This window comes from Saccharopolyspora gloriosae, from assembly GCF_014203325.1.
In the GTDB taxonomy this organism is placed as follows: Bacteria; Actinomycetota; Actinomycetes; order Mycobacteriales; family Pseudonocardiaceae; genus Saccharopolyspora_C; species Saccharopolyspora_C gloriosae.
In genome coordinates this window covers 3,036,770-3,053,023 of sequence record NZ_JACHIV010000001.1, presented here as the reverse complement: position 1 = coordinate 3,053,023, position 16,254 = coordinate 3,036,770, and the positions used below count along the sequence as shown (strand labels likewise).

The window sequence follows — 16,254 nt, the reverse complement described above, 5'->3', positions numbered from 1 at the left end:
GGCGGCTCAGAACTCCGGCAGCGCCGAGGTCTTCGCCGTGTGCAGGTTCGCGATGACGTTGCGGGTGCACGGGTCGGGGGCGCCGCCGCTGCACGCGGTGTCGGCGTACTCGTCGGCACCGGACTCGAACAGCAGGTACGTGGTGCCGTCGTGGTCGGTGATGCCTTCGGCGAGGCTCGGCGCCCGGAAGCACTTCGTCGACGCCTTGTCGATGTCGGTGGCGCCCTCGTCGACGACGTAGACGTTGCTGCGCTTGTCGCGCCCGTAGGAGGTGCTGTAGAAGAAGTGCCCGCCCGCGACCGACAGCCCCTGCGTCTTGGTCGGCACCTCGTACTTCGCACCGGTCGTGAGCGTCCCGTCGGCGGCCACCGCGTAGGCGTACATGCTGTCGCGACCGGAGTCGTTGAACTTCCCGGAATACAGGGTGTTGCCGTCGGCGGCGAGGAACGACGCGCCGTAGACCTCGCGGGCCTCGCCGGTCTGGGCGAGGACCTTCCCGTCATCGGCCTTCATCGCCCGCGCGACCTCGGCGGCCTTGTACTTGCGGATGGTGTGCCCGCCGTCGCCGGTCTGACGCCCCGACACGAACACCCAGCCCCGCGCCACCGCGATCCCGCCCACGTGCGATTCGGCGATGTTCACCGCACCGACCCGCTCACCGGTGGCGGGATCAACACCGTAGATCCGCGCGTGCTTCCCGTCCGGGCCGTACTCGGTGATCAACAACAGGTCTTTGTCGCTGTCCCAGTCGTTCCAAGTGGTGAGCCCTTGCGGCACGTACGAGCCGAGGCCGGGAATGTCGGGGCCTCGGCTGAACTTGCCGTTGTAGACCTTGCCCGCGGAATCCCCGTCGTAGAACCCGGAATCACCGCCTCCGCTGCTGTCGCAGGTGATCGCGGCGGGCGCGGCGGCGGCCCACGCCGGGACGAGGGCGGTGCCGCTGAGTGCGAGAGCGCTGCCGATGACGGTGGACACGGTGGTGCGGACTGCGGACCTCATGACGTCTCCCCATGACGGATGTCCTGCTCGCTACGCCACTACGACGCGACGGCGGCGCCACCGGTTCCGATCACCTCACAACCCGCCCGCGACCCCTGCCGCGCGTGGGTGCGCCGCTCCTACTCCGGAGTCCGAACAGCGCCCTACGGTGGATTCATGGGCTCACAGGAGACGAAAGCGCTGGAAGGCCCGCTGGGCGGGTTCCTGCGGGCGCGGCGACGGCAAGTGCACCCGCACCAGCAGGACCTGGTGCCCGGCGGGCCTCGGCAAGTGGCGGGGCTGCGGCGGGACGAGGTCGCGATGCTGGCCGCGATCAGCACGGACTACTACGTGCGCCTGGAGCAGGGCCGCGAGCGGCACCCGTCGCGCGCCGTCCTGGACGGGCTGTCGACGGCCCTGCTGCTCGACCGCGCCGCGTCCCGATACCTGCGCGAACTCGCCGCGGACGACGGCACCGACGCGGACAACGGTGCCGATCCGGACAGGTTGGCGGCGGTGCGGCCGTTGCTCGCCGCGCTGACCGTCCCCGCGATCCTGGTGGACCGCCGGCTCGACGTGATCGCCGCCAACGCGCTGGGCGACGTGCTCCACGAAGGGCTGGAGCATCGGGACAACTACGCGCGGATGGTGTTCCTGTCACCGGGTGCGACGGAGTTCTTCGTCGACTGGCCCGATCTGGCCCGCTGCTTGGTGGCGACGTTGCGAGCCGGCGCCCCCTCCGAGGCGAACTCGGGCCGATCGACGCGCCTGGTCGGCGAGCTCGCAGTGGCCAGCGACGTCTTCAGCACCGCCTGGGCGGACCACGACGTGTACGAGAAGGCCCTCGACCGCAAGCGGTTCCGGCATCCGCTGGCCGGAACGCTGGTGTTCGACCAGCACGTGCTGGAACTACCCGACAGCGACGGCCACCGGATCTGGGCCTACCACCCCGCCGACGCCGCCACCGACGCCGCGCTGCTGCGACTCGGATCGCTGGCCACCCTCACCGAACCCACCCCTCGCACCGCAGACCACCGCTGACGACGGAGATCACCGCAACCGGACACCACCACGGACACAGGACGAACCATGCACGTCATCACCGGCGCCACCGGCCGCACGAGCCGCGCCGCCGCATCGCACCTGCTCGACCACGGCCACCCCGTGCGCGCGGTCGGCCGCGATTCGCGCAGGCTCGCGCCCCTCGCTGAACGCGGCGCCCAGGTCCACCAGGCCGACCAAGGCGACCCGGCCGCGATGACCACCGCCCTTCGCGGCGCCGATGCCGCCTACTTGGTCATCCAACCCAACTACATTCCCGACCACCCCGACTTCGCCGCCTTCCAGGACCGGGCGGCGGCCGCGCTCACCGACGCCGTCGCACGATCCGGAGTGCCCCGCGTCGTGGCGCTGAGCAGCTGGGGCGCGCAGCATCCCGCCGGAACCGGCCCCGTCGCGGGCCTGCACCGCTTCGAGAACCGGCTCTCGGCCGTGGCCGGAGTGGACGTCACGTGGCTGCGCGCCGGGTACTACATGGAGAACCTCCTCGACCACCTCGATTCCGTGCGCACCGACCGCCGGATCGTCGCGCCGTTCGATCCCGACGCGCCGTTGCCGCTGATCACCACCTCCGATGTCGGCATCGCCGCGGCCGAGGAACTGACCCGGCCGCGAAGCGGCACCCGGATCCGGGAACTGCACGGCCCACGAGACGTCACCATGAACGAGGTCGCATCGGTGATCGCGACGGCCATCGAGCAACCCGTCACCTACGAACGCTGCACCGTGGAGGCGTTCCACGACCGCCTGCGGGAAGCGGGCGTGGCGGCCGGTGTCGCCGCGATGATGGCGGAGGTCCCGCACGCCGTGAACACCGGTCACCTGCGCACGATCCAGCCGCGCAACCCGGACACCACCACCCCCACGTCTCTGGAGACCTTCGTCGAGACCACGTTCGTGCCCGCCCTCACCGCCTCCTGACCCGCCCGCCGCGACGACCCAGAACTTGCCGTTCCGGCAAGAAAACTTGTCACTGTGTTGTGGTGCGCGGAGTATTCGGCGACAGAGGAGGAACCACACATGAGCGAGCAGACAACCAGCCCCGGCCGCTACGACGCGGTGATCATCGGAGGTGGCGCCGCCGGCACCGGCGCGGCCCTCACCCTCGCGCGAGCACGCCGCCGAGTGCTCGTCATCGACTCCGGCGCACCCCGCAACGCCCCCGCCGGGCACGTCCACAACTACCTCGGACGCGAAGGCACCCCGCCCCGCGAACTCGTCGCCGACGGCCGCGCCGAAGCCACCGGCTACGGCGCCGAATTCACCGACGCCACCGCCACCAGCACCACCCGCAGCGCCGACGGGACCATTCAGGTCACCCTCGACGACACCACCACCATCACCACGGCACGGCTGCTGATCACCACCGGCCTCGTCGACGACCTGCCCGACTTCGACGGACTCGCCGCGCGGTGGGGCCGCGACGCGCTGCACTGCCCGTACTGCCACGGCTGGGAAGCCCGCGACCAGCGCATCATCGTGCTCGGCACCGGACCGCTCGCCACCCACCAAGCCCTGCTGTGGCGGCAGTGGAGCACCCGGATCACGCTGCTGCACACCACCGAACTCACCGCCGACGACCACGCCCGCCTCACCGCCCGCGGCATCACGGTCCGCCCCGGAACGGCCGAGCGCGTCGTGACCACCGACGACCACCTCAGCGGCATCGTCGTCGACGGCGAGACCCTGGCCTGCGACGCGGTGGTCACCGCCCCCCGCTTCACCGTCCGAGCCGACCCGTTCACCGCCCTCGGACTGAGCACCGAACCCGTCGAACGCGACGGCGTCGTGCTCGGCGACCGCATCCCCACCGACCACACCGGCGCCACCCGCGCGCCCGGCGTGTGGGCGGCGGGCAACGTCACCGACCCCATGGACACCGTCATCGGCTCCGCCGCCGCCGGAGTGCGCGCCGCCATGGCCATCAACGCCGACCTCGTCGAGGCCGACACCCGAACCGCCCTCACCACCGAACCCTTCGGCGCCGCCCAGGAACGCGACGTCAGCCGCCTCGTCCTCGCCGACCGCCGCCACGGCCTCTGACCCCCGAACTGGAGACGACCATGAACGACCGCACCGCCGAAGTGCAGCGCTGGAACGAGATGTACGCGGGCGACGAGCACCGCTGGAGCGGGCAGGCCAACACCGCCCTCGTCAGCGAAACCGCCGACCTGCCCCCGGGCCGAGTGCTCGACCTCGGCAGCGGCGAAGGCGGCGACGCCCTCTGGTTCGCCGCCCACGGCTGGCAGGTCACCGCCGTCGACCTCTCCGCCGTCGCCCTCGGACGCGCCCGGACCCGCAGCGCCGAAGCAGGCCTCGACGACCGCATCCAGTGGCGCGAACTCGACCTCGCCACCGACTTCCCCGACGGCGAGTACGACCTCGTCTCCGCGCAGTTCCTGCACTCCTGGGGCGACCTGCCCCGCGAGGAAGTCCTGCGCAAAGCCGCCGACGCCGTCGCCCCCGGCGGAACGCTGCTCGTCGAAAGCCACTGCGGCGTGCCCGCATGGGAGACCGACCCGCACCCCGACGTGCACTTCCCCACCCCGCAAGAAGTCCTCGACTCCCTGGGACTGCCCGACGGCGAGTGGGACGTGCAGGTGTGCGCCGAACACGAACGCACCCAAACCGGCCCCGACGGCACCGACACCACCCGCATCGACAGCACCGTGAAGGTCCGCCGCCTGCCCTGAGACGGCACCGTGTCGGCCGCGCACCCCGTGCCCGGCCGGCACGGGCACCGCGGCGAACCGCCCCTGGCCGGAATCCGGTGGTTCCTGGCGATCACGCCACTGCCGCGCGGGCACAGCGCTGGCTAGGTTTCTTCCCGTCCCCACCGGAAGAAAGAGCCCCCGTGACGAAGTTCCTGCTCAGCGTGCACGTGATCGCCGCGATCCTCGCCGTCGGCCCCGTCGCCGTCGCCGGCAGCGTGTTCCCCCGCTACCTGCGCCAAGCCACCACCGACCCCGGCGCGATCACCGTGCTGCGCGCCCTGCACCGGCTGTGCCGCGCCTACGCGCTGCTGGGCATCGCCGTGCCCGTGTTCGGCCTGGCGACCGCGCTGCAACTCGGCGCGCTCGGCGACGCGTGGCTGATCACCTCCATCGCGCTGACCGCCGCCGCTGCAGCCGTGCTCGCCGCCTCGATCCTGCCCGCGCAACGCCGCGCCCTCGACCTCACCAGCGACCCGGACCAGCTGGGCACCTCCCGGCTGCCCGCGAAACTGGGCATGAGCACCGGAATCTTCAACCTGCTGTGGGCCACCGTGACCGTACTCATGATCATCCGACCCGGTTCGACGACGGGAGCGTGACCACCATGCGCGGAGACCTCCGCCTGCTGCGCACCGCCGCCTACGTCGAAGCCGCGTCCCTGCTGGTGCTGCTGGCCAACCTCGCCACCGCGCACTGGCCCGCCGTGACCTCGGCGACCGGCCCCCTCCACGGCTGCGCCTACCTGATCACCATCGCCGCCACCTTCGCCGCCGGAGCCCCCACCCGAGCGAAGCTCGCCGCCTTCCTCCCCGCCATCGGCGGCCTGCTCGCCCTGCGCCTCCAGCACAAGCCGAGCACTGATCCAGCCAAGTGAGCCGACGGCGGCCGAACGACGTGAGGATTCCCCGCGACACGCCCTGCCTGCGTTGATCGCAGCGCTGCTCGACCGAACCGGACACGACAGCACCACCCGAGCGCCGCCGGAGCGAGTCAACGGACCGTTCGCCCAACGAGACTGGACGAACGGTCCGTTCACTTCATCCGATGCCCGTGATCGGGAGCGGCGTGCACGCCGCTCCCGGTGATCAGGTGCGGGTGTCCTCGTCGCGGATCCGGAGGTCTTGGAGGAACACCGCGAACGCGTGCGGGGCGAACCGCAACACCGTTCCGGTGGGGTCCTTCGAGTCGCGCACCGCCGCAAAGCTCGGTGTGCGGGCCACTTCGACGCAGTTCTCCTGCGTCCCGCTGTGGCTGCTCTTGTGCCAGGTCAGGTGCGTTAAATCGGTGGGCTCCACGTGCTGTCGGCCTCCGCGTCCATCGCTGTTGCCAGGCTGGCAATCACCTCACTCGATTGTGTCTGAGTGAGGGCCTGGGTCAACAGTTCCCGGACGGCCGTCTCGTACGTCGCGATCTCCACCGCATCCTCGATGAACAAGCTGCACGTCAAGTTCTCCAGGAACACCACGTCCGGCCCTTCCGGCTGCCGCAGCAACGAGAACGAACCGTTCACCCCCGCGTGCGCGCCCGAGTTCGCGACGACGTGGATCCGGATGCGCGGCCACTGCGCCAACTCCAGCAGGTGTTCGAGCTGGCGGCGCTGCACCTCGACCCCGCCGATCACCCGCCGCAGCGCCAACTCGTCGATGATCGCGGTCAGCGCGGGCGCATCGTCGCGGCGCAGCACCCGGTGCCGGTGCAGCCGCGTCACCATCCGCCGCTCCACCTCGTCGGGCGCGACCAAGCTCGATTCCGACATCAACGCGCGGGTGTACTCGCCGGTCTGCAACAGGCCCGGAACGAGCACGCCCTCGAAACCCACGATGCTCGTGGCCCGCGACTCCAAGGAGATCAGCGTGCGCTGGCGTTCCGGGAAATCCGGCCGATCCCGGTGCCACCACCCGTCCCCGCTCTCTTCCCGAGCCAACGCCACCGTGCTCCTGCGGCGCGCACCGGTGATCCCGTAGATCGCCAAAAGTGCGGTGACCAGCTCCAGCCGGGGGCGACGGCGCCCGTGCTCGACCCTGCTGAGCTGACCGGCCGACAGGTCGATGCGAGTGGCCGCATCGGCGAGTGCCAGGCCCGCTTCGACGCGGAACTCCCGCAACCAGGTGCCCAGTTCCTGTCCCCGCACGGTGATCTCCTGCGATGCCATTGCCGCCGCCTCCTCAAGTCCGGAAAGCGGCCATGATCAACGGGCCGGGGCCGTCAGGTCCGCACATCCTGCGGCGTTTTCCGCTCAACCACACCAAAGCCGGACGCCGTGCCAACGCCGCAAAACCACGGCCAGGCGCAGGGGGAGGCGAGCATTTCGACGAATCCGGTCGCCGCTGAACAGCTCAACTCCGGCGGGAATCCGGCACTTCCCCGGTGTGCCGCGGCGAATCCGGGCAACCGCTGCGCGTCAGGAGCGTCTTGGAGACGTAACCGGCCGCAGCGCGGCGGCCGCTGGAATGACGGCGGGTATCGCCGTCGCGTGTTCAGGAGGATGTTGTGCGAAGTGTTCTGGCCGCTGCCATCGCGGCGCCGCTGCTGCTCGCCGTCACCGGAGTTCCCGCCCACGCTGCGGAGCCGACCAGCACCCTGTCCGGGTCCGTCTTCTTCGACGTCAACGGGGACGGCGTGCGCCAGGCGGACGAGGCCGGTGCCGCCGGGTTCGAGGTGAGCTTCTCGCCGGTCAGCTTCCCCGACGACGCCGCGACGGTCGTCACCGACGACGACGGGCACTACCGGATCACCGGCATCACCGCGAAGGGCAAGTACTCGCTGCAGCTCGACGGCGCCGGCCACGTCCACACCACGCCGTGGGCCATCGGGGGCTCGCTGGGCAACGGCGGCGTGGACCTCGGCCACGACTTCGGCATCCGGTAGAGCATCGGGAACGTGCCGCGCATCGGGTTCGCACCGGCTGCGCGGCACGCGGGCCTCAGGGATCGCCGCGTTCGGCCACCGCCGCCGTTGCGCACCGCGATCCGCCACGAGACCGGCACGCCCGTGAACGACGTCGCGACGCGGAGCCGCCGGAGCACATCGCCAACGCATTACCGCTCAACCGCACCGAAACCTCGGCCCGCAACACCGGTGAGCCGCCCGCCCCGAGCGGCGAAATCGGGACGAGACATGACAAAACGGTCCCTGAGCTGGGCTGGAGAACGGGCGGCCGGGGCTCGTGATTGCATGCTCCGGTGATTTCTGATGCCACGACGGCCCCAGGTATGTATATCGAGCGGATCCTGTCCCGGTGGGAGCAGGACGAGGAGCGGGACGCGCTGGTGTGCGGGCCGGTGCGGCTCACGCGCGAGCAGGCCCGGCGGCGGCTGTTCCAGCTCGGGCACGCGCTGCGCGAGCAAGGACTCGAACCGGGCGAGGGCGTCGGGCTGCTGCTGACCAACCGCGTCGAATCGGCGCTGCTGGTGCTGGCCGTGCACATGATCGGCTGCCGGGCGGTCATGCTGCCGCCGGAACCCGGGCCGGGTGAGCTCGCCGCGCTCATCGACCAGTCCGGTGCGCGCCTCGTCGTCGCCGACCCCACCCATGCCCAGCAGACCCTGCGCGCCGCCGAGCGCTGCACCCGCGCCCCGCGGCTGCTGAGCCTAGGCGCAGCCGAGACCGCGTTCGCCGACGCGGACGTGCTCGCGCTCGCGGAGCACTGCTCGACGAAGCGCCCCGAACCCGCCCCGGAACCCGGCCCGGACGACGTGGTCACCGTCTTCTACACCGGGGGCACCCTGGGCCGGCCGAAGCTCGCCGCCCACGGTCGACTGCCCTACGACGTGGTCGCCGCCGTGACCGACGCGGGCAGCGCGCTGCAACCGGCAGGCGGCGACCGGGCCCTCGTGGTGACCCTGCTGACCCACACCAGCGGCCACCTCGCCATGCTCGCCGCCCTCATGACGGGCTCGTTGCTGGTGGTGCTGCCCGAGTGGGACGCCGACGCCGCGTTCACCGCGCTGCGCGACGAGGAGATCACCACCACGTTCACGGTGCCGCCGATGCTCTACCAGCTGCTCGACCACCCGGACTGCGAGCCGGGCGCGCTGCCCGCGCTGCGGCAGATCAGCCTCGGCGCGGCGCCGATCGCACCGGACCGGCTGCGCCAAGCCGTCGCCACGTTCGGGCCGATCGTCTCCCAGGGCTACGGGCAGACCGAGTGCGCGGGCATCACCTTCCTGCCCGCGCAAGAACTGCCCGAAGCCGGTGACCTCGACTCCCCGCTGTGGCGCAGCTGCGGACGCCCGTTCCCCGGCACCCGGCTGGAGATCCGGGACCAGGACGGCGAACCGGTACCGCAAGGGGAGACCGGCGAGGTCTGCGTGCACAGCCCCGCGCGGATGCTGGGCTACTGGCAGGACCCGGAGCGCACCGCCGAAGCGGTCGACCCCGACGGATGGCTGCGCACCGGCGACATCGGCTACCTCGACGCCGACGGCTACCTGTACCTCGTCGACCGCGCCAAGGACGTCATCGTCACCGGCGAAGCCAGCGGCAACGTCTACAGCAAGGTGCTGGAAGACCTGCTGCACACGCTGCCCGGAGTGCGGCACGCGGCGGCCGTCGGCATCCCGGACGAAGCCGTGGGCGAACGAGTGCGGATCTTTCTCGTCGGAGAGGGCATCAACACCGACGCGGTCGCCGACGTGGTCACCGCGGAACTCGGGCCGAACTACGCGCCGAAGGACACGGTGCTGCTGCACTCCCTGCCGACGACCCGGATCGGGAAGGTCGACAAGAAGGCGTTGCGCGACCTCGCGGAACCCGCGCTGCTCGGCTGACGCCCGCTCATTCCCAGTGCCCCGCCGGACTCCGGTGGGGCACTGGGGCTCAGCCGAGGCCGGAGACGAAACGCCGGAACGCGGCGCGGGAAACGACGAGCGCCGGGCCGTGCGGATCTTTCGAGTCCCGCATCGCGACGTGCGCGGGCAAACCCGCGACTTCGACGCATTCCTCTACCGAGCTATGACGGCTCTTGCGCCAGGTGAGCGGTCCGAGATCGTCGGCTGTCATCATTTCCCGCCTCCGAGTGGATGTTCCGGGCGATGTCCTCGATCAAGTGAACCGAATCCTGCTGAGGCAATGCAAGGTCCAGCATCTTGCGCACCGCTTCGCCATAGGTCGCGACGTCCTGCTTGTCTTCGACGAACAAGCTCGACCCCAGGTGTTCGAGGAAGACGACGGTGTGGCCGCAGCGCTGCCGAATCAGCTGGAACGGGCCTGTCGTGCCGGAGTGGAGTCGATCGTTGCGGAGAACCCGGATCGAGATGTGATCACGCGTCGACCAGTAGACCAGCTGCTCCAGCTGCCGAACCAGTACACCCGGCGTGGCGACCCTGCGGTGCAGAACCAGCTCGTCGATGAGCGCGATCAGTGAGCAGTCACGACTCCCGAACACGGCAGCGTGACGCCGCATCCTGGTCGCCATCCGCTGCTCGACGGCGTCCGCCGAGAACATCGATGTCTCTTCCAACGTCGCGCGCATGTATTCGCTCGTCTGCAACAGCCCAGGAACGAGTAAGCCCGCGTAGTTGATGATGCGCTCAGCTTTCGACTCCAAGGACATCAACGTCCGCTGGCGTTCGGGGAAATCCGGTCGATCACGTTGCCACCAGCCGTGTTCGTCGGACTCGCGAGCGAGCGCGAGCGCGGTCCTGCGCCGCTGCCCGGTGACGCCGTAGGTCGCCAGCAGGGCCGTGACGACTTCCGCCGGTGCTCTGCGCTGGCCGTTCTCCAAGCGGCTGAGCTGGCTCGGGGACATGTCGATGCGGCGGGCCGCGGATTGCAGGTTGAACCCGGATTCCGCGCGCAGCACGCGCAGTTGCTCACCGAGCTCCTGGCCTCGGACGGTGAGAGCGTTCGCCGACACGGGCGCACCTCCTCGTTGGGGAAGCGGCCATGATCGACGTCCGCACTCGCCGCGATCCAGCATCAGCGACGGCGTTTCCGGCTCAACCACACCAAAGACCGACACCGTGCCCCCTGCGCAACAACGGCCCGGTGCCCGCGTACGCCGCGCAACGCGGAGATCGCAGCTGACGATCGTTCTCGACGACGTGAAGAGGTGAACGGACCGTTCACCCAATCTCCTTGGACGAACGGTCCGTTCACTCCACCCGCGTGCGCCTCCCGCGCCGCTGACTCGTCGTTGGCGGAGGACGCGACGGGAGTGAACGGACCGTCTGCCCAATGGGTTTGGACGAACGGTCCGTTCACTCCCGATGGCTCCGAGCGCGGTCCTGACCGGCGTTGCCCCGGCGAAAAGTCCGGAACTCACCCCGGTGCCGCGGAGTTCGGGCTAGCTTTGATCACACCGGCAGGCGCGAGTTCGGGGGTTCGCGAGATGAACGGGTTGGCGGTCGATCCGCTGGACTCCGCGCTCGTACGGCTGCGCGACGGGCGGCGCGTGCTCGGCGCGGGGTTCCTCATCGCCCCCGGCATCGCCGCGACCTGCGCGCACGTGATCGGTGACGCGGCGCCGACCGCGGACTTCCCGTTGCTGGGGAGCGACGGGCACGGCGTCGAAGTGCTGGAACGCGACGACGAACGCGACGTGGCGATCCTGCGAGTCACAGCCCCACCGGCCGGGGCGCTGCCCGTGCCGGCGCGGGTCAGCGGCGAGGTCCGCGACCACCGGTTCCGCACCATCGGCTTCCCCACCGGGCACGACGACGGCATGTGGGTCACCGGACGGCTCGTCGGCGCTCAAGGCGCCGGACGCATCCAGATGGCGCAGGACACCGGACATTGGCACATCGAACCCGGCTTCAGCGGAGCGCCGGTGTGGGACGACGAGCTCGCCGGAGTCGTCGGCATGGTCGTGACGACCACCGCCCGCAACGCCGCCACCGCGCACCTCGTGCCCACCACGGCGCTCGGCGACGCGTGGACCACGCCGAGCCGCAACCCGTACCGGGGGCTGCGGTCGTTCCGGCAGGAAGACGCCGAGCTGTTCCGCGGGCGCGACGACGACATCGAGCGGTTGGCAGGGCTGGTGGCCGAACGGCGGCTCGTCGCGGTCGCCGGGCCCTCCGGCAGCGGCAAATCCTCCCTCGTGCGAGCCGGGCTGGTACCGAAGTTCAAGCAAGCGGGAACGCCCGTCGTCGAACTCGGCCCGCACGACGACCTCCCCGGCACCGACGGGCTGCTGGTCCTCGACCAGTTCGAAGAAGCCGTCGTCGCCGACCCGGCCGCCGCCCGGCAGCGCCTCGCCGACCTCGCGGCGGCACTGCGACGTCGCCCGTCGCTGCGAGCCGTGCTGACCCTGCGCTCCCGATCGCTCGACGAGCTGATCAGCAACGACACCGCCGACGACCTCAACCGCGCGGTGTGGTTCCTCGAACCGATGTCGCGGGACCAGCTGGCCGCCGCCGTCGAAGAACCCGCCGCCGCCATCGGCGGACTCGCCTTCGAAGCCGGACTCGTGCAGCGCATCCTCGACGACGCCGGTGACGGCACCCTGCCGCTGGTGTCGCTCGTGCTGGAACAGCTGTGGGAGCACCGCCACGGAGCCTGGCTCACCCACGACGCCTACGAACACCTCGGCCGCGTCCCCGGTGCACTCAGCCGCCACGCCGACAGCGCCCTGCCCGAACCCGACGAGCACGACACCCCACGCCAAGCCGAGCACAAGCGGCAACGCCGCACCAAGATCCGGCACCTGCTCGTCGGCCTCACCCGCCCCGACGGCGAAGGCGGCCACGCCCGCCGCAGCGGGCAGCTCGCGGAACTGGGCGAGGACCTGCAGGAGATCGCGCGTGAGCTGGCGGCGGAGCGGCTGCTGGTCATCGAGGACACACGCGTCAACCTCGCCCACCAAGCTCTCATCGACCATTGGCCGCAACTGCGCGCCTGGCTGGCCGAAGATGCCGATTTCCTGGTGTGGCAGGCGAAAGTCGACGATCTGGAACGTTCCGGTGTGCTGCTGCGCGGCGCGGCTCTCGACGAAGCGACCCGATGGCTCGGCCGGCGCGAACAGGACCTCTCGCAGCGATCGGCGTCCTTCATCCGGCGCAGCCTCACCGCAGAGAGCCGGAGTCGACGCCGGTGGATCACCATCACCGCGATCTCGACCACGCTCGCGCTGGTGTCGGCGGCGCTGACGGCCGTGGCGATCAGCAACTCCGCCGAACTCGACCGAACGCTGCGGGCCACGAACTCCGCTCTGATCGCGCAGCAAGCGAACCTCGCCACCGACGCCGACGCGGGTACCGCGCTCCAATTGGCGCTCGCCTCGTGGCGGGAGGACCCCGGCAGTTCGGACGCGCGCGGAGCGCTGCTGACCCAGCTGGCCACCTGGCGCGGCGCCGAGCGCGTGCTGCCACCGCAACTGGTCGATGAAGTCGACGGCATCGTGGCCAGCGCCGACGGGAACGTCCTCGCACTCATCAAACCGGGCAAGGGCGTCGTGGTGTGGTGGGGACTGCTCACACCCCACCCGACGAGCCGAACGATCGACGAGGACGTGGCGGGAGCGATCACGATCAGCCCGGACGGCAAATGGCTCGCGGCGGTGGGCGAGGAAGCGGGCTTGCGGGTATGGGACCTCGCCACCCCCTGATTTCCGGCCGGTCCTGCTCGACCCCGGAACCGAGTACCGGCCGCCCGCGTTCAGCGCGAACGGTCGCTTCCTGACCGCGCTGCCCCTCTTCCGCGGGGTTCCGGTCAACACGCCGGTGCCGGTCTGGGACCTCATCGCCTCGCGCGAGCTGCGCAGCGGTGTCGTGTTCACCGGCGGTACCGACGGCCTGCACTCGATCACGGAGGCATACCCGTCGTCCGACGGGAAGGAGCTGGTGACCTTCGAGCACCGGGGAGCAGACGGCGACTTCCGCGTCACCCCGGTCGTGCGGAACCGCCAGACCGGCGCCGATGTCACCACGTTCCCACCCGTATCCGGCAACGAGAGCGCGCTGCTCGGCAACGGCACGCACCTCGGAACCTGCACTGCGGGTGAACTGACCGTGCTGGATTTCGCCACCGGTACCCCGCAACGACGGGTTCCGCTGCCGAGGTGCACGCTCGGGGTCGACCAGACCGGCGAGCACGTCGTCTCGCTGGGCGAACCCACTGCCGTGCACTGGCGAACCGGCCGGATCCTGCACTGGCCCGAGCTCGACGGTGATCGTTGGGACGGCCCCGGATCGGTGATCACCACTGCCCCTGACGGCACGGGACGAGTCGTGCGCCTGAAGAACGAATCCGTGCTCACCGCGACCGCGGCGACCGGTCCCGCACCCGCGCAATGGACGGAGTCGACGCAGCTGCACGCGCGAAGCCCCGACGGTCGGCGCTGGATCACCTTCGCCCCGTCGCAGGATGGGAACACCGCGGGCGGCGAACTCGTCCTGTCCGACGAGCACGGGGCACCGCTGGCCCGAGCTCCGTTGACGCCGGGCACCACCGAGCTAGTGTTCACCGGTTCAGGAGATCGCGTCGTCGCGATCGTCGGGGCGACCCTGCGTGCGTGGCGGACCGAGGGACTCGTGCCCGAACCCGGTCTCCCGCTGCCGCTACCCGCAGGACGCGTTGAAGCAGACGCCACGGCGAGCAGGGCCCCGCACCTGATCACCGCACCAAACGGGCACGTGCTGGCCGGCGAATTCGGGATGGTCTCGACATGGGACATGGATGCCGCGCGGCAGACGGGACCACCGTTGCTGATCGACGATCCTGGGCACCCGACCCAGCCGATACCCTCCGGGCCCGCCATCGCGGTGCGGCCTGAACATCCCGATCAAATCCTGGTGCGCACCCGCGACGCGGTGGCGCTGTGGGACCTGCGCAGCGGTACGCGCGTGCAGCACTTCCCGGTGGAGTCCGCCGATCTCAGCCCGGCGCTGCCAGTGGTGTCCCCGGACGGTTCGCTAGTTGCGGTCGCCGACCAGGACTCAGCCGCCGTGCTGATCGACCTGCGCTCGGGTTCGATCCAGCCGCGGGTCACCGGGAACTTCACCAAGCTCGTCGCGCTCTCCGAGCAGTACCTGTTCGCTGAAGGCGATGGCGGAGGCAGGGGTATCGAGATGTGGGATTGGCGCACCCGCCGCCAGATCGGCTCAATTCCCCTCATCACCTCGGCCGAACCCAGGCTCGTCGATGGTGAGCTGGTCGTGCGGGAACCTGGCCGTCGTCAGGCGATCCCGCTCGACCCGAATGCGTGGTTCCGCGAACTGTGCCGAATTTCCGATCGTGAGTTCACCGAGCAGGAAGCGGAGCTGCTGCCTCGCGGAGCGAGCAGGGACCGCCCCTGCTCGTGACCTGGGCGCGTCAGTTCGTTTCGGGAGTGACCGGCTCACCCCGGGCGACCACCAACCGCTGCCGGTGCAGGGCGTGGATGTCCGCGCTCGGGTCGCCGTCGACGACGAGGAGGTCAGCGTCGAAGCCCTCCGCGACGCGGCCGACGTGGTCGAGTCCGAGGGCTGCCGCCGCGCCGGTGGTGGCCATCTCCACGACCCGGCCGGGCGTCCAGCCCACGGCCTCCACGTAGTACGACAGGGCTCCGGCGTAGTTGTCGAACACGGACGTGGGCAGGCCGCCGTCGGTGCCGGGCAGGAACGTCACGCCGTGCTGGTCCATCCAGCGGACCCGGTCCAGCGCGGCCTGGAACCGCTGCTCGCCGACGAATTCGGCGAAGCCGCGCCAGTCCGGCGGGTAGGCGTGGCAGACGGCGATGCCGCGGGCTCCGATCTCGCGCGCGACGTCCTCGCGCAGGTCCGGGCCGGAGTTCTCGGCGCCCAGCCACGAGCAGTGCTCGATGGTGGAGACCCCGGCCGCGACGGCGTCGGCGATGGACTGGGCGCCGTGGGCGTGCGCGGCGACGGGCAGGCCGGCGGCGGTGGCTTCGGCGACCACGACGCACAGTTCCTCGGCGCTGAACTGCTGCGCCCACGTCGGAGGGGAGTCCGGGGTCGTCTCCCCGCCGGAGGCCATGACCTTGATGACGTCGGCGCCGAGGTCGGCGTTGTGCCGCACCTGCGCGCGGATCGCGTCGATGCCGTCGACTTCGCCGCCGAAGAACCAGCAGTGCCCCTTCGGCGGGGTCAGGGGCGCGGCGGAACCGAGCAGGCGGGGGCCGGTGAGCTCGCCTCGGTTGATCGCGTCCCGCACCCGCAGCACCAGGCCGCGGCGATCTCCCAGGTCGCGCAGCGTCGTGACACCGGCGCGCAACGCCTGCTGGGAGCGGCCGACGACGCCGAGCAGCAGTTCGGTGTCGTCGGCGTCGAAGTAGTGCTGCAGCATCGCGAAGCTCGCGTCCCACACCAGGTGCGCGTGACCGTTGATCAGGCCGGGCAGGATCGTCGCGCCGGGGAAGTCGCGGTGCTCGGCCCCGGCGGCGCCCGGGTGCCGGTCGATTTCGGCGCGCGGGCCGGTGGCGACGATCGTGGTCCCGTCGACGAGCACGGCGCCGCCGGGGATACGGTCGCCGTCAGGTCCGGTCAGGACGGTCTCGGCGGTCAGCAGCAGCACGGAAGGGCCTCCCAGTGATCGGGTGCGCCGACGCCCGCCGCGAGCACCG

Annotated in this window: 16 protein-coding genes; 10 read left to right on the top strand and 6 right to left on the bottom strand. The window is 70.8% G+C overall.

Annotated features, from left to right (window positions below):
- Window positions 1-6: 6 nt before the first annotated feature.
- Window positions 7-999 (bottom strand): PQQ-binding-like beta-propeller repeat protein, encoded by a 993-nt coding sequence (locus tag BJ969_RS13540; protein ID WP_184479289.1) that lies wholly within the window; start codon window positions 997-999, stop codon window positions 7-9.
- 156 nt (window positions 1,000-1,155) lie between these two features.
- On the opposite strand from BJ969_RS13540, the gene BJ969_RS13535 reads away from it, so the two are divergent.
- The 6 genes from BJ969_RS13535 (at window position 1,156) to BJ969_RS13510 (ending at window position 5,625) form a co-directional block, all read left to right on the top strand.
- Complete coding sequence (locus BJ969_RS13535; protein WP_184479288.1) at window positions 1,156-2,019, top strand: helix-turn-helix domain-containing protein; 864 nt, start codon at window positions 1,156-1,158, stop codon at window positions 2,017-2,019.
- A gap of 48 nt (window positions 2,020-2,067) precedes the next feature.
- Window positions 2,068-2,958 carry an NmrA family NAD(P)-binding protein gene (locus BJ969_RS13530; protein ID WP_184479287.1) on the top strand — a complete coding sequence of 297 codons (891 nt, stop codon included), beginning with the start codon at window positions 2,068-2,070 and terminating at the stop codon, window positions 2,956-2,958.
- Between the two features lie 99 nt (window positions 2,959-3,057).
- Window positions 3,058-4,080 carry an NAD(P)/FAD-dependent oxidoreductase gene (locus tag BJ969_RS13525; protein WP_184479286.1) on the top strand — a complete coding sequence of 341 codons (1,023 nt, stop codon included), beginning with the start codon at window positions 3,058-3,060 and terminating at the stop codon, window positions 4,078-4,080.
- 20 nt (window positions 4,081-4,100) lie between these two features.
- Window positions 4,101-4,730, top strand: a complete 630-nt coding sequence (locus BJ969_RS13520) for an SAM-dependent methyltransferase (protein ID WP_184479285.1) — start codon at window positions 4,101-4,103, stop codon at window positions 4,728-4,730.
- Between the two features lie 161 nt (window positions 4,731-4,891).
- Entirely contained in the window at window positions 4,892-5,350 is a 459-nt protein-coding gene (locus tag BJ969_RS13515; protein ID WP_184479284.1) for a hypothetical protein, read from the top strand.
- A gap of 5 nt (window positions 5,351-5,355) precedes the next feature.
- Window positions 5,356-5,625 (top strand): DUF3817 domain-containing protein, encoded by a 270-nt coding sequence (locus BJ969_RS13510; protein WP_184485232.1) that lies wholly within the window; start codon window positions 5,356-5,358, stop codon window positions 5,623-5,625.
- A gap of 211 nt (window positions 5,626-5,836) precedes the next feature.
- On the opposite strand, the gene BJ969_RS13505 is transcribed toward BJ969_RS13510, so the two are convergent.
- Window positions 5,837-6,046 carry a DUF397 domain-containing protein gene (locus BJ969_RS13505; RefSeq protein ID WP_184479283.1) on the bottom strand — a complete coding sequence of 70 codons (210 nt, stop codon included), beginning with the start codon at window positions 6,044-6,046 and terminating at the stop codon, window positions 5,837-5,839.
- Entirely contained in the window at window positions 6,028-6,903 is an 876-nt protein-coding gene (locus tag BJ969_RS13500; RefSeq protein ID WP_184479282.1) for a helix-turn-helix domain-containing protein, read from the bottom strand. The genes BJ969_RS13505 and BJ969_RS13500 overlap by 19 nt, the downstream gene beginning before the upstream one ends.
- Before the next feature lie 338 nt (window positions 6,904-7,241).
- Between BJ969_RS13500 and BJ969_RS13495 the strand changes: the two genes are divergently transcribed.
- Together BJ969_RS13495 and BJ969_RS13490 are read left to right on the top strand one after the other, a co-directional pair.
- Window positions 7,242-7,619, top strand: coding sequence for an SdrD B-like domain-containing protein (locus tag BJ969_RS13495; RefSeq protein ID WP_184479281.1), 378 nt, complete (start codon window positions 7,242-7,244; stop codon window positions 7,617-7,619).
- Window positions 7,620-7,963: 344 nt separating this feature from the next.
- Entirely contained in the window at window positions 7,964-9,520 is a 1,557-nt protein-coding gene (locus BJ969_RS13490) for a class I adenylate-forming enzyme family protein (RefSeq protein WP_184479280.1), read from the top strand.
- Between the two features lie 49 nt (window positions 9,521-9,569).
- Here the strand turns inward: BJ969_RS13490 and BJ969_RS13485 are convergent, their stop codons facing one another.
- Together BJ969_RS13485 and BJ969_RS13480 are read right to left on the bottom strand one after the other, a co-directional pair.
- On the bottom strand, window positions 9,570-9,752 hold the full coding sequence (locus BJ969_RS13485; RefSeq protein ID WP_184485230.1) for a DUF397 domain-containing protein: 183 nt from the start codon (window positions 9,750-9,752) through the stop codon (window positions 9,570-9,572).
- Complete coding sequence (locus BJ969_RS13480; protein WP_343071385.1) at window positions 9,703-10,608, bottom strand: helix-turn-helix domain-containing protein; 906 nt, start codon at window positions 10,606-10,608, stop codon at window positions 9,703-9,705. The genes BJ969_RS13485 and BJ969_RS13480 overlap by 50 nt, the downstream gene beginning before the upstream one ends.
- 474 nt (window positions 10,609-11,082) lie before the next feature.
- Here BJ969_RS13480 and BJ969_RS13475 point away from each other — a divergent pair, with 474 nt between their 5' ends.
- Window positions 11,083-13,299, top strand: coding sequence for an nSTAND1 domain-containing NTPase (locus tag BJ969_RS13475; RefSeq protein WP_184479279.1), 2,217 nt, complete (start codon window positions 11,083-11,085; stop codon window positions 13,297-13,299).
- 115 nt (window positions 13,300-13,414) lie between these two features.
- The gene (locus BJ969_RS13470) at window positions 13,415-14,995 is read left to right on the top strand and encodes a hypothetical protein (protein WP_184479278.1); all 1,581 of its coding nucleotides are present in this window, start codon (window positions 13,415-13,417) and stop codon (window positions 14,993-14,995) included.
- A 10-nt stretch (window positions 14,996-15,005) separates the two neighbouring features.
- Here the strand turns inward: BJ969_RS13470 and BJ969_RS13465 are convergent, their stop codons facing one another.
- Window positions 15,006-16,205, bottom strand: a complete 1,200-nt coding sequence (locus BJ969_RS13465) for an amidohydrolase family protein (RefSeq protein WP_343071384.1) — start codon at window positions 16,203-16,205, stop codon at window positions 15,006-15,008.
- Window positions 16,206-16,254 lie beyond the last annotated feature (49 nt).

Excerpts from the sequence above, each read along its gene's own strand:
- BJ969_RS13540 (WP_184479289.1), bottom strand. The coding sequence starts at position 999 with ATGAGGTCCGCAGTCCGCACCACCGTGTCCACCGTCATCGGCAGCGCT.
- BJ969_RS13535 (WP_184479288.1), top strand. The coding sequence starts at position 1,156 with ATGGGCTCACAGGAGACGAAAGCGCTGGAAGGCCCGCTGGGCGGGTTC.
- BJ969_RS13530 (WP_184479287.1), top strand. The coding sequence starts at position 2,068 with ATGCACGTCATCACCGGCGCCACCGGCCGCACGAGCCGCGCCGCCGCA.
- BJ969_RS13525 (WP_184479286.1), top strand. The coding sequence starts at position 3,058 with ATGAGCGAGCAGACAACCAGCCCCGGCCGCTACGACGCGGTGATCATC.
- BJ969_RS13520 (WP_184479285.1), top strand. The coding sequence starts at position 4,101 with ATGAACGACCGCACCGCCGAAGTGCAGCGCTGGAACGAGATGTACGCG.
- BJ969_RS13510 (WP_184485232.1), top strand. The coding sequence starts at position 5,356 with ATGCGCGGAGACCTCCGCCTGCTGCGCACCGCCGCCTACGTCGAAGCC.
- BJ969_RS13500 (WP_184479282.1), bottom strand. The coding sequence starts at position 6,903 with ATGGCATCGCAGGAGATCACCGTGCGGGGACAGGAACTGGGCACCTGG.
- BJ969_RS13490 (WP_184479280.1), top strand. The coding sequence starts at position 7,964 with ATGTATATCGAGCGGATCCTGTCCCGGTGGGAGCAGGACGAGGAGCGG.
- BJ969_RS13485 (WP_184485230.1), bottom strand. The coding sequence starts at position 9,752 with ATGACAGCCGACGATCTCGGACCGCTCACCTGGCGCAAGAGCCGTCAT.
- BJ969_RS13475 (WP_184479279.1), top strand. The coding sequence starts at position 11,083 with ATGAACGGGTTGGCGGTCGATCCGCTGGACTCCGCGCTCGTACGGCTG.